This window comes from Pseudoalteromonas sp. A601 (genome assembly GCF_002165575.1).
Classification (GTDB): Bacteria; Pseudomonadota; Gammaproteobacteria; order Enterobacterales; family Alteromonadaceae; genus Pseudoalteromonas.
Window position 1 is genome coordinate 87,797 of record NZ_MXQF01000014.1, and the last position, 13,501, is coordinate 101,297.

At 41.5% G+C, this 13,501-nt stretch carries 13 protein-coding genes; 4 read left to right on the plus strand and 9 right to left on the minus strand.

Features of this window, described 5'->3' with window-relative positions:
* Positions 1–82: 82 nt before the first annotated feature.
* Together secA and zapE are read right to left on the minus strand one after the other, a co-directional pair.
* The gene (gene secA, locus B5G52_RS13230) at positions 83–2,791 is read right to left on the minus strand and encodes a preprotein translocase subunit SecA (protein ID WP_087533112.1); all 2,709 of its coding nucleotides are present in this window, start codon (positions 2,789–2,791) and stop codon (positions 83–85) included.
* Positions 2,792–3,179: 388 nt separating this feature from the next.
* Positions 3,180–4,268, minus strand: coding sequence for a cell division protein ZapE (gene zapE, locus B5G52_RS13235; RefSeq protein WP_087533113.1), 1,089 nt, complete (start codon positions 4,266–4,268; stop codon positions 3,180–3,182).
* A 182-nt stretch (positions 4,269–4,450) separates the two neighbouring features.
* On the opposite strand from zapE, the gene B5G52_RS13240 reads away from it, so the two are divergent.
* The 3 genes from B5G52_RS13240 to B5G52_RS13250 all read left to right on the plus strand — a co-directional run bounded on the left by B5G52_RS13240 (position 4,451) and on the right by B5G52_RS13250 (position 7,562).
* Positions 4,451–4,894 (plus strand): YhcB family protein, encoded by a 444-nt coding sequence (locus B5G52_RS13240; RefSeq protein WP_087533114.1) that lies wholly within the window; start codon positions 4,451–4,453, stop codon positions 4,892–4,894.
* Positions 4,895–5,024: 130 nt separating this feature from the next.
* Positions 5,025–6,377 carry a Do family serine endopeptidase gene (locus B5G52_RS13245; protein ID WP_087533115.1) on the plus strand — a complete coding sequence of 451 codons (1,353 nt, stop codon included), beginning with the start codon at positions 5,025–5,027 and terminating at the stop codon, positions 6,375–6,377.
* 102 nt (positions 6,378–6,479) lie between these two features.
* Positions 6,480–7,562: a trypsin-like peptidase domain-containing protein gene (locus tag B5G52_RS13250; RefSeq protein WP_087533116.1), complete on the plus strand. Its 1,083-nt coding sequence runs from the start codon at positions 6,480–6,482 to the stop codon at positions 7,560–7,562.
* A 39-nt stretch (positions 7,563–7,601) separates the two neighbouring features.
* Here B5G52_RS13250 and murA read toward each other — a convergent pair whose 3' ends face one another.
* The 7 genes from murA to mlaF are packed head-to-tail and all read right to left on the minus strand — an operon-like array spanning position 7,602 to position 12,261.
* A complete protein-coding gene (gene murA / locus B5G52_RS13255; RefSeq protein WP_087533117.1) occupies positions 7,602–8,861 on the minus strand; it encodes a UDP-N-acetylglucosamine 1-carboxyvinyltransferase in 1,260 nt (419 codons plus the stop codon).
* 13 nt (positions 8,862–8,874) lie between these two features.
* Entirely contained in the window at positions 8,875–9,132 is a 258-nt protein-coding gene (locus tag B5G52_RS13260) for a BolA family protein (protein ID WP_087533118.1), read from the minus strand.
* Between the two features lie 5 nt (positions 9,133–9,137).
* Positions 9,138–9,431, minus strand: a complete 294-nt coding sequence (locus B5G52_RS13265; RefSeq protein WP_087533119.1) for a lipid asymmetry maintenance protein MlaB — start codon at positions 9,429–9,431, stop codon at positions 9,138–9,140.
* Complete coding sequence (locus tag B5G52_RS13270) at positions 9,424–10,098, minus strand: phospholipid-binding protein MlaC (RefSeq protein ID WP_087533120.1); 675 nt, start codon at positions 10,096–10,098, stop codon at positions 9,424–9,426. Before B5G52_RS13270 ends, B5G52_RS13265 begins: the two co-directional genes overlap by 8 nt.
* A gap of 5 nt (positions 10,099–10,103) precedes the next feature.
* Positions 10,104–10,652 carry an outer membrane lipid asymmetry maintenance protein MlaD gene (gene mlaD, locus B5G52_RS13275; RefSeq protein ID WP_087533121.1) on the minus strand — a complete coding sequence of 183 codons (549 nt, stop codon included), beginning with the start codon at positions 10,650–10,652 and terminating at the stop codon, positions 10,104–10,106.
* A gap of 14 nt (positions 10,653–10,666) precedes the next feature.
* Positions 10,667–11,446, minus strand: a complete 780-nt coding sequence (gene mlaE, locus B5G52_RS13280) for a lipid asymmetry maintenance ABC transporter permease subunit MlaE (protein ID WP_087533122.1) — start codon at positions 11,444–11,446, stop codon at positions 10,667–10,669.
* The gene (mlaF, locus tag B5G52_RS13285; protein ID WP_087533163.1) at positions 11,446–12,261 is read right to left on the minus strand and encodes a phospholipid ABC transporter ATP-binding protein MlaF; all 816 of its coding nucleotides are present in this window, start codon (positions 12,259–12,261) and stop codon (positions 11,446–11,448) included. The genes mlaE and mlaF overlap by 1 nt, the downstream gene beginning before the upstream one ends.
* Positions 12,262–12,516: 255 nt before the next feature.
* On the opposite strand from mlaF, the gene B5G52_RS13290 reads away from it, so the two are divergent.
* Positions 12,517–13,488, plus strand: a complete 972-nt coding sequence (locus B5G52_RS13290; protein WP_087533123.1) for a calcium/sodium antiporter — start codon at positions 12,517–12,519, stop codon at positions 13,486–13,488.
* Positions 13,489–13,501: the final 13 nt, after the last annotated feature.

Below are 13,501 nucleotides of genomic sequence, written 5' to 3' on the forward strand. Positions count from 1 at the left end.
CCTAGCACCTTTAACCTTTAACCTTAATTTACAAACAAAAAAGCGACGCACATGCGTCGCTTTTATTAAACTAAAGCAATAGTTATTTTAACTTACCACAACATTGCTTAAATTTTTGACCTGAGCCACATGGGCACGGCTCATTACGACCCACTTTAGGCTCAGCGCGTGCAGTTACTGTTGCACTTGCAGGTGCTTCTCCACCAACATGCTCTGCTTCCTCATGTTGATATTCGCGAGGAGCATTTTCACTCTTACGATGCTGCTCTTCAACTTTTTCAACATCATCTTCTGCACGAACTTGAACTTTACTTAAAATGCCAACAACGTCGACTTTCAAATTTTCAAGCATTTCAGAGAACAGCTCAAACGATTCACGCTTGTACTCTTGCTTCGGGTTCTTTTGCGCATAACCACGTAAATGAATACCTTGACGCAAATGATCCATTGCCGCTAAGTGATCTTTCCAGTGTTGATCTAAGCTTTGTAGCATAATTGCTTTTTCAAACTGACGAAGAACCGACTCGCCTACTTGCTGTTCTTTCTCTTTGTACGCATTATTCACTTCTTCTTCGATACGCTCACGAAGCTTTTCTTCGTACAACTTGTTATCGTCTGCTAACCATTGTGAAATTGGCAATTCTAATAAGAAGTCTTGCTTCAAGCGCTCTTCAAGGCCCGGGATGTCCCACATTTCTGCAAGGCTTTGTGGTGCAATGTATTGGTCAATGATATTACCAAGTACATCACCACGAATAACTGTAATTGTCTCAGAGATATCGCCTTCAACCAGTAATTCGTTACGCTGTGCATATACAACACGACGTTGATCATTCGCTACATCATCGTATTCAAGTAGTTGCTTACGAACATCAAAGTTGCGTGCTTCTACTTTACGTTGTGCGTTTTCAATTGCACGGTTTACCCATGGATGTTCAATTGCTTCACCACGTTGCATCCCTAGTTTACGCATCATGTTAGTCATGCGCTCACCAGCGAAGATACGCATTAATGCGTCATCCATTGATAAGTAGAAACGGCTTGAACCGGCATCTCCTTGGCGACCTGAACGACCACGTAGTTGGTTATCGATACGACGCGATTCATGACGTTCAGTACCAATAATATGCAAACCACCCGCAGCAATTACAGCATCATGGCGAACCTGCCATGCGGCTTTAATGTCCGCAATTTGCTCATCTGTTGGGTTTTCAAGTTTTTCAACTTCGCTATGCCAGTTACCACCAAGTACAATATCAGTACCACGGCCGGCCATGTTTGTTGCAATCGTTACCGTGCCCGGTAAGCCTGCATCAGATACGATATCAGCTTCTTGAGCATGGAACTTAGCATTAAGTACATTATGCTTTATCTTTTCTTTGCGTAAGAATTGCGACAAGTACTCTGAGCTTTCAATTGAAATAGTACCCACAAGCACTGGCTGTCCACGCTCTTGGCAATCTTTAATATCGACTAAAATTGCTTCGTATTTTTCTTCTTGCGTTAAATAAACTAAATCTGCGCGATCATCACGGATCATTGGCTTATTAGTTGGCATAACAACCGTATCAAGGCCATAGATTGACTGGAACTCAAACGCTTCAGTATCTGCAGTACCTGTCATACCTGCTAGTGTTTCATAAATACGGAAGTAATTTTGGAATGTAATTGATGCCAACGTTTGGTTTTCGTTTTGAATTTTTACACTTTCTTTTGCTTCAACAGCTTGGTGTAAACCTTCAGACCAACGACGGCCTTCCATTGTACGTCCTGTGTGCTCATCAACAATGATTACTTCGTTTTCTTTTACTACGTAATCAATGTCTTTTTGATAAAGTTTGTGCGCACGTAAAGCGGCATACACATGGCTAAGTAGCGTAATGCTACCCGCAGAATAAAGCGAATCGCCTTCTTCAATTAAACCACGTTCAGTTAAAAGCTCTTCAACTTTAATTTGACCACGTTCGGTAAGATGAACTTGTTTAGACTTTTCATCGATAGTGAAATCGCCGTCACCTTCAACACCTTCTTCGTCTTCTTTTTCTTGTAGTTCAAGTAAAGGTACGATGGTGTTAATCTCAGTGTATAGCTGTGAGCTATCTTCAGCTGGGCCAGAAATGATAAGCGGTGTACGTGCTTCATCAATAAGGATTGAATCCACCTCATCGACTACTGCGTAATAAAGTGGACGCTGCACACGTTCATTAATGCTAAACGCCATATTGTCACGCAGGTAATCAAAACCAAATTCGTTATTAGTACCGTAAGTAATATCGGCGCTATATGCTTCTTTTTTCTGTTGCGGCATCATACCTGGTACGTTACAGCCAACAGTTAAGCCTAAAAATTCAAATAATGGGCGGTTAGTTTCAGCATCACGCTTTGCAAGATAGTCATTCACGGTAATAACGTGAACACCTTTGCCTGTTAAGCCACGTAAATAAGCCGGTAAACTAGCAGTAAGGGTTTTACCCTCACCTGTACGCATTTCTGCGATACGACCTTGGTGCAACACCATGCCACCGAGTAATTGCACGTCGAAGTGACGCATGCCATTAACACGCTTCGATGCTTCACGTACCACAGCAAACGCTTCAGGCAAGATATCGTCAAGGCTTTGCCCGTTATCGTAACGCTCTCTAAATTCTGCTGTTTTGGCTTTTAAATCTTCGTCTGAAAGCGCTTCAAGTTGCGTTTCAAGTGCGTTAATTAGCGCGACCGTCTTTCTTAAATTTTTAATAGTGCGGTCATTGCGACTACCAAAAATCTTGGTAAATAAATTAGATATCATGATAAAACCGTTACAATGTATTCTTTGCTAACCAGTCATTGGCTAACCCATTTAATGCACCCAATATATACATGGGGATCATTACTAATTAATATATTGCTCAATAAAAGCACATATTAATTAGTAATTTTGCTAAATGCTGTTAATTTCAGCATTAATTACGTGCGCTACTATACCAGACTCTGCGAAACATCAAACCATCGCGTAGTTAAGATACCCATTTTATGCAAGAAAATTTATCGCAGCGCTAAAGGCCGATTAAATTTAGCCAACTGATAAAACGAATGTGCTTGGTAGATATGGCGACAATAAAGATAAAATCAAGTCACATAAGCAAACTTGTACAGCACAGCTTTTGCTCTTGATATTATATGATGAGAGAACAAAGTTAAGCCAAATGCTCTCTTGCTAAATACTCCAGTGACTGCATTTCTTGCAAACGGCTAATACAGCGTTTGAATTCAAAGTTGAGATTACCTTGGGTATACAATTCAGTGATACCCTTTTCAGCTGAGATAATTAAGGTGACATTACGCTCATAAAACTCATCGACCAACGCAATAAAGCGCCGCGCCGCATCATCATTAGCTTGACCTAGTTGCTTAACGTTAGACAAGATCACCGTATTGTATAAACGGCTTATTTCCATATAATCCACTTGGCTGCGAGCTGTCTCGCACAGTTCACTAAATTCAAACATAACGATACAATCAGCTACTTTACGCGTTTTTATCATCCGCCCTTCGATTTCAATTGAAGTATCGAGCTTGCCTGGCTCTGGCGACAATTTATCAAAATATTCAAATAAGTTTGCATCGGCTTGTTGATCAAGTGGGCTATGAAATATTTCAGCTTGCTCAAGTGTTCGCAAGCGATAGTCAATGCCTGAGTCCACATTAACAATTTCGGTATTGGCATTCACTAATTCAATCGCAGGTAGGAAGCGCGCACGTTGTAGGCCATTACGGTATAATTCGTCAGGCACGATGTTAGAGGTGGCAACGAGCACGATACCTCGTGCAAAAAGTGCTTCCATTAAACCACCTAGCAGCATTGCATCGGTAATATCTTGCACGAAAAACTCATCAAAGCAGATGATGTCTGTTTCTGCTTTAAATATATCCGCAACAATTTCCAATGGGTTCGATTTATTATTTAACTTTTTAAGTTCGTCATGCACTCGGTGCATAAAACGGTGAAAATGCACACGCATCTTACGCTCACCCGGTAGCGCTTCATAAAAAGTATCAACCAAGTAGGTTTTACCGCGCCCTACGCCTCCCCAAAAGTACAAACCTTTTATAGTTGGCGTGCTATCTTTATTAAATAGCTTTGCAAACCAACCTTTTTCAGCTGGCTTGGCAGCGGTTAAGTCATCGTATAATCGCTGTAAGTGACGCACTGCATTTTCTTGAGCTGCATCATATACAAAGTCATCACGCTGTAGATCTTGCTGGTATTTTTGCCAAGGAGTCATAGATAGTTACAATAAAACACGGTTTAATTTGCGCAATATATTAACACGCATCGTAACTCGGGGTATATTAGAGACAGTAAGATTTATTTAACCTGAGCTTAGGTTATCTAACGACAGACTAAATTTATTAATTACACACGCAATTTTTTCGTTATTTTTTATTTCCCAAAGGGGTAGAATTTATGGGCACCATTACTTGGATTGGTATTATTGTTATTGTTGCCGTTGCAGCGTTTTTCTTGGGCGCGTTTGTGACTAAAAAACAATTTAAGCAAGATGAGCTAGAAGAACAAGCAGAGCAAGCTAAGCATGCGCTAGAGCAATATCGCCAGGATGTTGCCGACCACTTAGCAAGTACCGGTAAGCTAGTAAATCGTATGAAAGACAACTATGACCAGCTTTTGAATCACGTTGATGAGACCAACAAGCTTTTATTAAGTGATAAAAAAGAACACCCAGCTGAACCTTTCTTTTCAAAAGAAACCACAGAGCAACTGCAACGCTCATTAAAAGAGCGTCAAAGCGATCGTTCTTCAGCCGAGGCGCAACCTGCCGATTACGTGTCAGGCGAGTCAGGCTTATTTGCTGGAGATGACAAAGTTTCAGAACATTCTAAAGCCTCTTGATGAACTTTTTTTTGACCCCATAGTCTGTAGATATAACAGCTTTATATCTAAACCTAAAAAAGGGCTGCTTATGCAGCCTTTTTTTATGTCTATGTTTTTGCTTTTTTGTGATGTGGAGTAAACCCTGACTATGAAAATGAAATTATCGTTAATCAGCGCAGCTGTTCTATCTGCGAGCCTATTATTAACCCCTGGTGTATCAATGGCTAAAATGCCAGTGGCAGTCAATGGTCAACAATTACCTACCCTAGCTCCTATGCTTGAACAAATCACTCCTGGCGTGGTGAGTATACAAGTATCAGGCTCTAAAGAAGTTCGTAGACGCGCCGATCCTCTTGACTTCTTTTTTGGCAATCCGCAACCGCGCAGCCAAAAAAGAGAATTTAGTGGTTTAGGCTCGGGCGTGATTATTGATGCCGATGAAGGTTATGTTGTTACTAATAATCACGTGGTACAAGATGCCGAAAAAATGCTAGTGACTCTTGAAGATGGCCGTGAATATGAAGCTACACGCATAGGAAGTGATAAAGAATCAGACATCGCCTTATTACAAATTGATGCCGATGATTTAGTAGCAATTAAGTTGGCAAATTCAGACCAACTTCGAGTAGGTGATTTTGCTGTCGCAATTGGTAACCCATTTGGTTTAAGCCACACAGTAACCTCTGGGATTGTCAGTGCGCTTGGCCGAAGTGGTTTAAATATCGAAGGCTACGAAGACTTCATTCAAACCGATGCAGCTATAAACCAAGGTAACTCAGGTGGTGCGCTGGTGAATTTAAACGGCGAGCTAATTGGTATTAATACCGCTATTTTAGGAGCTTCAGGTGGTAATGTTGGTATTGGCTTTGCTATTCCATCAAATATGATGAAAAACTTGGTTGATCAAATTATTGAGCACGGTGAAACTCGTCGCGGTTCATTAGGTATCTCTGGTCGCCCATTGGATGCAGGACTTGCAAAAGCACAACAACTTGACGTCAAACAAGGTGCATATGTTATGCAAGTAATGGATGACTCAGCAGCAAGCAAAGCAGGTATTAAAGCCGGTGATGTTATTATCAGTATCGATGGCAGTGATATCAGCGGGTTCCATGAATTACGCAGTAAGATAGCCACCTTAGGCGAAGGTAAAAAGGTTAAACTAGGCATTTACCGCGACGGTAAAGTAAAAACGGTTAAAGTCACTTTAGATGGCGCATCTGGTATGAGTGCTTCAGGCGATGAGCTACACCCTGCATTCCAAGGTGCAACGCTTGAAAGCATTCAAAAAAATGGCGCTAAAGGCATAGAGCTGACTTCTGTTGATCCTCGTTCACCAGCAGCACGCGTTGGTTTGGAAGAAGGCGATATCATTATGCAAGTCAATCGCCAACGAGTTGAAAATATTCGCGATATGAATAAGATCATCGAAAACACCAAAGGTAATATTGTGCTTGGTGTACAAAGAGGGCGAGAATCTGTATTTGTTTTAATTCAATAACGCAAATATTGTACAAATGACATAAATAATAACAGCGGCACTTGCCGCTGTTATTTTTTTTGTGCCATCATAAAGGGATTGCTCACTAACAATAAGAATACCGTGCTAAAATTTTTTAAATTTGTCCTCCCCCCGTTGTTTGCCGGACTAGGCATTGCTTTTTTAGTGGTGTTCTTTAACCCCAATATGCGTGCAGCGTTATTACCCAATGTGACCTTGCCAAGTGCAATCACCGCACAGCACCTGAGCTTTGCTGACGCAGTTAAACGCGCAGGCCCTTCTGTGGTGACCATTTTTTCTGAGAGTATTTCTAGTCAACCTAGGTATAAACGCCAGAACACAGTACAAGAGCTTGGTTCTGGAGTTATCATGTCCAGCGATGGCTATATTTTAACGAACTATCACGTTATTAATAACGCCGACCAAATTATGGTGATCCTCACCGATGGCCGCCGCTTTTTTGATGTCCAACTTATTGGCTTTGACACCATTACTGATCTCGCATTATTAAAGATAAATGCCGATCACTTACCTGTAATCCCAATAAATAATGATTTTAACCCGCGTGTTGGCGACGTAGTACTTGCCATAGGCAACCCGCTTAACTTAGGTCAAACAATTACCCAAGGCATAGTCAGTGCAACAGGTAAGCAAAAGATCACTGACAGCCCGTACAACAGTTTATTACAGATGGATGCGGCAATTAACGTAGGTAACTCTGGTGGTGCACTGGTTAATTCCAATGGCGATTTAGTCGGTATTACATCGGCGCAGTTTAAAACTCGCGAGAACTTAGATATTCAAGGGATTTTCTTTGCAGTGCCATACTCATTAGCCAAAGAAGTAATGGATAAACTCATTCGTCATGGTCGCGTAGTACGAGGCTATTTGGGCTTCACGGGCACCGCGGTTGATAGTACAGGTAAAGAGGTCAGTGATAACTTTACGCCTGTTGCAGGCCTTCGTATTACCAATTTAGACCCATTAGGCCCTGCATGGCAAGCAGGTATTAAAGAGCAAGATATTATCGTTAAAATTGCCGGTGAAGATGTCAGTAATCCACAAAAAACACTCACTACTATCGGTAACTCAGAGCCAGGCCATGAAATTGAGTTTCAGCTATATAGAAATGGGGAAATACTTAAGGTAATGGTAAATGTGGCAGAGCTTGAGACGAAATTATAAAACCTAGGGCCTAGAAGCTAGGACCTAGGTTTTAGGCTATTAACTACTTCTACGTTTAATATTAGCACCAAGTTCACTGAGCTTATCTTCAATACGTTGATAACCACGGTCAACGTGATAAATACGATCTACAACGGTTTCACCTTTTGCCACTATACCGGTCAAAATCAAGCTTGCTGATGCACGTAAGTCAGTAGCCATCACTTGGGCACCACTTAAGCTTTTAGTGTCACCACAAATTGCTGTGTTACCTTCTAAGCGAATGTTGGCTCCCATGCGTTGTAGCTCAGGTACGTGCATAAAACGATTTTCAAAAATTGTTTCTGTGATAGTCGCACTGCCATTTGCAATCACATTCAATGCGGTAAATTGCGCTTGCATATCTGTCGGGAACCCTGGATGAGGCATCGTTTTAATATTCACCGCTTGCAGCTCACGGTTACGCATGTCTAAGTATATGCTGTCATCAGTCACTTCTACCAGAGCATTAGTTGCACGAAGCTTTTCAATAACAGGTTCGAGACTATGAAAATCAGTGGCTTTACATAATACTTCGCCGCCAGCCATCGCTGCTGCAACTAGAAAAGTACCTGTTTCGATGCGATCAGGCAAAATACGGTGTTCACAACCATGAAGTTTCTCAACACCTTCAATCTCAATACGGCTAGTGCCAGCACCGGTAATTTTTGCACCCATAGCAATCAAACACGCCGCCAGATCGGTTATTTCGGGTTCACGAGCTGCGTTTTCAAGTACGGTTTTACCATCAGCAAGTGTAGCAGCCATTAACAGGTTTTCGGTTGCGCCAACACTGACCATTTCCATGTATATTTCAGCGCCTTTTAAGCGGCCGTCAACACTGGCATTGATGTAGCCATTTTCAACTTGAATATTCGCGCCCATACGCTCAAGGCCTTGGATATGAATATCAACTGGACGAGCACCAATCGCACACCCGCCAGGTAATGACACTTGAGCTTGACCAAAACGAGCAACCAATGGTCCTAACGCTAAAACAGATGCACGCATTTGTTTTACTAAGTCATAAGGTGCGAGCGTTTTATCAACGGTAGTACCATCGATAACTAACTGATCGCCTTGCCACTGTACATCAGCCCCTAAGGTTTTCAACAATGCTTCAGTGGTACCGATATCACGCAAACGTGGCACATTATTAAACGTACTTTTACCATCAGCTAATAGAGCGGCAAAAAGAATCGGTAGCGCGGCATTTTTAGCGCCAGAAATCGTCACTTCACCCGCAAGCCCTGTGCCACCTTGAATTACAAATTGATCCATGAGGAGGCCTTAGTTATTGCGGTAAGATAAATTTTTGTTCACGCTTCCACTCTGTAGGTGTAAAAGCACGAATAGACACGGCATGAATAGTACCGTCAGAAATGGTATTCATTAATGGTGCATATACTAGCTGCTGTTTTTTCACTCGACTCAGACCATCAAAGCACTCGCCTACTGCAATCACTTCATAATGACTACCATTGGCTTTTACATGAACTTCAGCTAATTGTAATTCGTCGCGTAATAACGTCTCGACTTCGCTTGTTTGCATAACTCTCACTCAAATAGGGTTGTAACTTGACCTAACTGCATTAACTTTTGCAATTGATCAGGTATATTTTGCAATTCAAGGCGAATGCCTTGCTGCTTTAATTCTGCGAAAGAGTGAATTAACCAAGCTAAGCCCGCCGTGTCAACCCTTGATACATCAGAAAGGTCAAAATACCAAGTTTTATGGTTAGTTTGTGAGTTTTTATTAATAAGCCGTTCAGCAGCAATTGAGTTTCGGGTTAATTCACCGCTAACTCGAAATTGCTGCTCGTCGATTTGAGTAACGCTTACTTTACTCATTACCACCTTCGCCTCTAAATTGGACTGGTAACTGACTTTTCTGTCTAAGCAGGTTACTGACATGCTCAATACCCTGCTGACGAAGAATCCCTTGCAGTTCGCTTTGTTTCGCATCTAATAGACTGATTCCTTCAGCTACCATGTCATAAGCTCGCCAATCACCGCTTCTGTCTTCGCGTACTTTAAAATCAATTTTAATATCAGGCTTATTAGGATCTACAATTTTAGTTTTTACTAATACAACATCCTGCCCAGCAAACGTTCTAGCAGGTGCAAATTCAACCTGTTGATTTGTATATTGAGTAAAAACACCAGCATAAGTCGCTACTAAATATTCTTGAAAGGCATCAATAAACTCTTTAATGTTTTCAACTGCTTGTTTTTGCTCTGCCGGATCTTTAATTGCACGAACTTTTGATACATGGCTACCTAATACGCGTAGTGCAGCATATTTATAATCAATGTAAGGCATTAATTCTTCAGTAACTATGACACGTAAATGCTCTTTATCTTGCTCAATTAATGGCTGATCGCGGGTAATACGCTGAAAAGTGTTATCAGATACCTGACGAACCATTTTATATGGGTCTTTTAAATTAACGGACTGAGCATTTACATTAGTTGCGATAAAAATAAATGCTACTAAAGTTACAAATTTCTTAAACATAATAATTACTCACCACCTTGATTGAATAAAAACTGCCCGATCAATTCTTCAAGCACTAAAGCAGATTTGGTATCGGTAATAAAATCGCCGTCATTTAACGCTTTGCTTTCTACACCAAATAACTCGTCCAAGCCTAAGTCTTGATCATTACTTGTTACTTCAAGACCTAAGCAGGCTTGCTCTGCAGATTTAGGTGCGATCACTGGGTTAATTCCTAAATACTGCTCACCTAAAATACCTGACGTTAAAATTGATACCGAACTGGTATCTGAGAAGCGACATTGATATTGCGCATCAATGGTCATATCAACTACTGGTAAAAACTCTTGCGGATGGATTGAAATAGCCTCAACACGCCCGACGACAACCCCGCCCACCTTAATTGGAGCGCGTGCTTTTAATGAGCCGATATTTTCAAATTTAGCTTTTAGCAAGTATGTTTCGCCACTACCACTAATGCCTGCGTTAGCTACTTTTAATGCCAGCATAGCAAAAGCTGCAATGCCAAGAGCGACAAAAAAGCCAACTAAAATTTCTAATTTCCGTGAATTCATTATCTATACCTTTTTTAGCTGGTAAACATTACCGCTGTCAAAATAAAATCAAACCCTAAAACAGCCAAAGATGAGTGTACAACGGTCTCTGTTGTTGCTTTACTGATCCCTTCCGAAGTTGGTACACAGTCATAACCTTTATAAAGTGCTATCCAAGTTACAACGATGGCAAATACAAAGCTCTTGATCATGCCATTTAAAATATCTTGTTGGAATGACACTTGTGACTGCATGATTGACCAAAAACTACCGGTATCAACACCTAGCCAATCAACACCCACTAAGTGGGCACCAATTATTGCAACCGCTGAGAAGATTAACGCCAACAGTGGCATACTAATAAAGCCAGCCCAAAAGCGAGGAGCAATAATACGCTTAAGCGGATCAATCGCCATCATTTCAAGGCTCGATAACTGCTCGGTCGCTTTCATCAAACCAATTTCGGCGGTAAGTGCACTCCCTGCTCGTCCGGCAAATAGCAAAGCAGTCACTACAGGGCCAAGCTCTCTGAGTAAACTCAATGCAACAAGTGGCCCTAAACTGTCTTCTGCACCATAACCCACTAATACGGTGTAGCCTTGCAGCGCGAGCACCATACCAATAAATAACCCAGAGACCATAATGATAAGCAGCGACTGCGAACCCACCATATAGAGTTGGCGAATAAGTAGTGGTGTGCCTTTTCTGAAATTAGGTAGATTCCACAGTGCACCAATCAACATTTGCGTTGAGCGGCCAAGTGCAGCAAATCGACCCAATGTTTTATGGCCTAGCTTTTGAAACAAATCAAACATCAGCTACGCCCTCCAAGTAATTCTTCATTATAGGGCTGAGCCGGGAAATGAAACGGTACAGGCCCATCAGAAAGGCCTTTTAAGAACTGCTGTACCAGTGGCGATTCATGGTTACGCATTTGCTCTGGTGAGCCACTACCAATGACACCTTGATCGGCAATAATGATTACATGATCAGCAATACTCATTACCTCTGTTACATCATGAGTAACAATTAGTGAAGATAGCCCAAGAACTTGGTTCAATGATTTAATTAGCTTAACCAGCACACCCATTGAGATTGGATCTTGCCCAGCAAACGGCTCATCATACATGATAAGCTCAGGGTCCAGCGCAATAGAGCGAGCAAGTGCCGCACGACGGGCCATACCACCAGAAAGCTCTGACGGCATTAAATCTTGGGCACCACGTAAACCTACGGCTTGTAATTTCATTAACACAACAAGACGGATTAAATCTTCACTGAGGCGGGTGTGCTCTCTAAGCGGAAACGCAATATTGTCAAAAACAGACATATCGGTAAATAAGGCGCCACTTTGAAATAGCATGCTCATTTTGGTACGCGCTGCATAAAGCTCTTTGCGCGTCATAGTTGGGATATTATCACCTTCAAACAAAATAGTGCCGCTATCGGGTTTTAATTGACCACCAATTAAACGTAGCATGGTAGTTTTACCAATACCGCTGGGCCCCATAATGGCAGTGATCTTGCCTTTCGGAACGCTAAAGCTCATATTTTTATATATGCTTCTATCGCCCCGTGAAAAGCTTACATCCTTGATTTCTACTATTGGTTGCGACAAGTCGCTCTCCATTTCTATTTTCACTACTTCCCCTATTTTAAGGCTTTTTACGCAAAGATGGAAAAAACAAATCGTAAAATTTTGTAATATTCTATGTAATAACAGCCTAAGCCTTACTGAGACTGACTTAACCTAGCCTTAAATAAATTTTTCTATGCTAAAAATAACGACTTACTGAGATATAGACCCGATTCTTTTATTTATACTTTCAGGTTGGCTTTTGTTACTATTTACCGCAATCTGATATTGAATAATTGGCGTAGTGTAATGGTGACTTCTTTTGTCATTTTAATTCTTGGATTTGCAGGACTTGTTTGGAGCGCAGATCGCTTTGTTTATGGTGCTGCAGCACTGGCAAAAAATTTCGGTGTCCCCACTTTAATAGTCGGTTTAACTGTTGTTGCTATGGGCTCATCAGCGCCTGAAATGATGGTTTCGGCCTCCGCCGCGCTTGCCGGTAAAACGGATACTGCAGTTGGCAATGCAGTCGGTTCAAATATCACTAATATTTTGTTGGTATTAGGCATTACCGCCTTGTTGCGCCCGCTTTCGGTATCTTCCACAACACTCAAACGAGAAATGCCGCTGGTGTTACTTATTTCGATTGCTGCTTGGTATGTGTTTTCAGATAACTACTTCTCATTTGCCGAAGGCATTGCGCTACTAATTGCATTTATTGTTTTTATTGCTGGGCTTATCATCATTTCGATTCGCGCTAAAAACCAAGCTGATGACCCATTTGTTAGTGAAGCCTGTGATGATGTGCCAGATAATGTTCCAACTAAATCAGCACTATTTTGGCTCGTCGTTGGTATGGTCGTACTTCCTTTAAGTTCTCACTTTTTAGTTGGTTCAGCTGTTGATATTGCAAAGTATTTTGGCTTAAGCGATTTAGTCATCGGCTTGACTATTATTGCTATCGGTACCAGCTTGCCTGAACTTGCAGCTTGTATTGCAGGGGTGCTAAAAAACGAAGACGACTTAGCATTGGGTAATATTGTTGGCTCTAATATTTTTAACTTACTAGCCGTTTTACCATTAGCGGGGATTATAAACCCTTCGATTATTGACCCATCTGCGACAAACCGTGACGCGCTAATTATGATAGGTGCCACCATCGCATTAATCGCTATGTCCTTGAGTTTTCGAGGGGCACGCCGTATTAATAGAGTTGAAGGTGGCTTATTATTAGCCGCGTTTGTTGCTTATCAAGGTTATATTTTTAGCCAAGTAGCTTAGTACCGAATAAATT

Excerpts from the sequence above, each read along its gene's own strand:
- B5G52_RS13240 (WP_087533114.1), top strand. The coding sequence starts at position 4,451 with ATGGGCACCATTACTTGGATTGGTATTATTGTTATTGTTGCCGTTGCA.
- B5G52_RS13290 (WP_087533123.1), top strand. The coding sequence starts at position 12,517 with ATGGTGACTTCTTTTGTCATTTTAATTCTTGGATTTGCAGGACTTGTT.
- B5G52_RS13245 (WP_087533115.1), top strand. The coding sequence starts at position 5,025 with ATGAAAATGAAATTATCGTTAATCAGCGCAGCTGTTCTATCTGCGAGC.
- mlaF (WP_087533163.1), bottom strand. The coding sequence starts at position 12,261 with ATGGAGAGCGACTTGTCGCAACCAATAGTAGAAATCAAGGATGTAAGC.
- secA (WP_087533112.1), bottom strand. The coding sequence starts at position 2,791 with ATGATATCTAATTTATTTACCAAGATTTTTGGTAGTCGCAATGACCGC.
- B5G52_RS13270 (WP_087533120.1), bottom strand. The coding sequence starts at position 10,098 with ATGTTTAAGAAATTTGTAACTTTAGTAGCATTTATTTTTATCGCAACT.
- B5G52_RS13265 (WP_087533119.1), bottom strand. The coding sequence starts at position 9,431 with ATGAGTAAAGTAAGCGTTACTCAAATCGACGAGCAGCAATTTCGAGTT.
- mlaE (WP_087533122.1), bottom strand. The coding sequence starts at position 11,446 with ATGTTTGATTTGTTTCAAAAGCTAGGCCATAAAACATTGGGTCGATTT.
- murA (WP_087533117.1), bottom strand. The coding sequence starts at position 8,861 with ATGGATCAATTTGTAATTCAAGGTGGCACAGGGCTTGCGGGTGAAGTG.
- zapE (WP_087533113.1), bottom strand. The coding sequence starts at position 4,268 with ATGACTCCTTGGCAAAAATACCAGCAAGATCTACAGCGTGATGACTTT.
- B5G52_RS13260 (WP_087533118.1), bottom strand. The coding sequence starts at position 9,132 with ATGCAAACAAGCGAAGTCGAGACGTTATTACGCGACGAATTACAATTA.
- mlaD (WP_087533121.1), bottom strand. The coding sequence starts at position 10,652 with ATGAATTCACGGAAATTAGAAATTTTAGTTGGCTTTTTTGTCGCTCTT.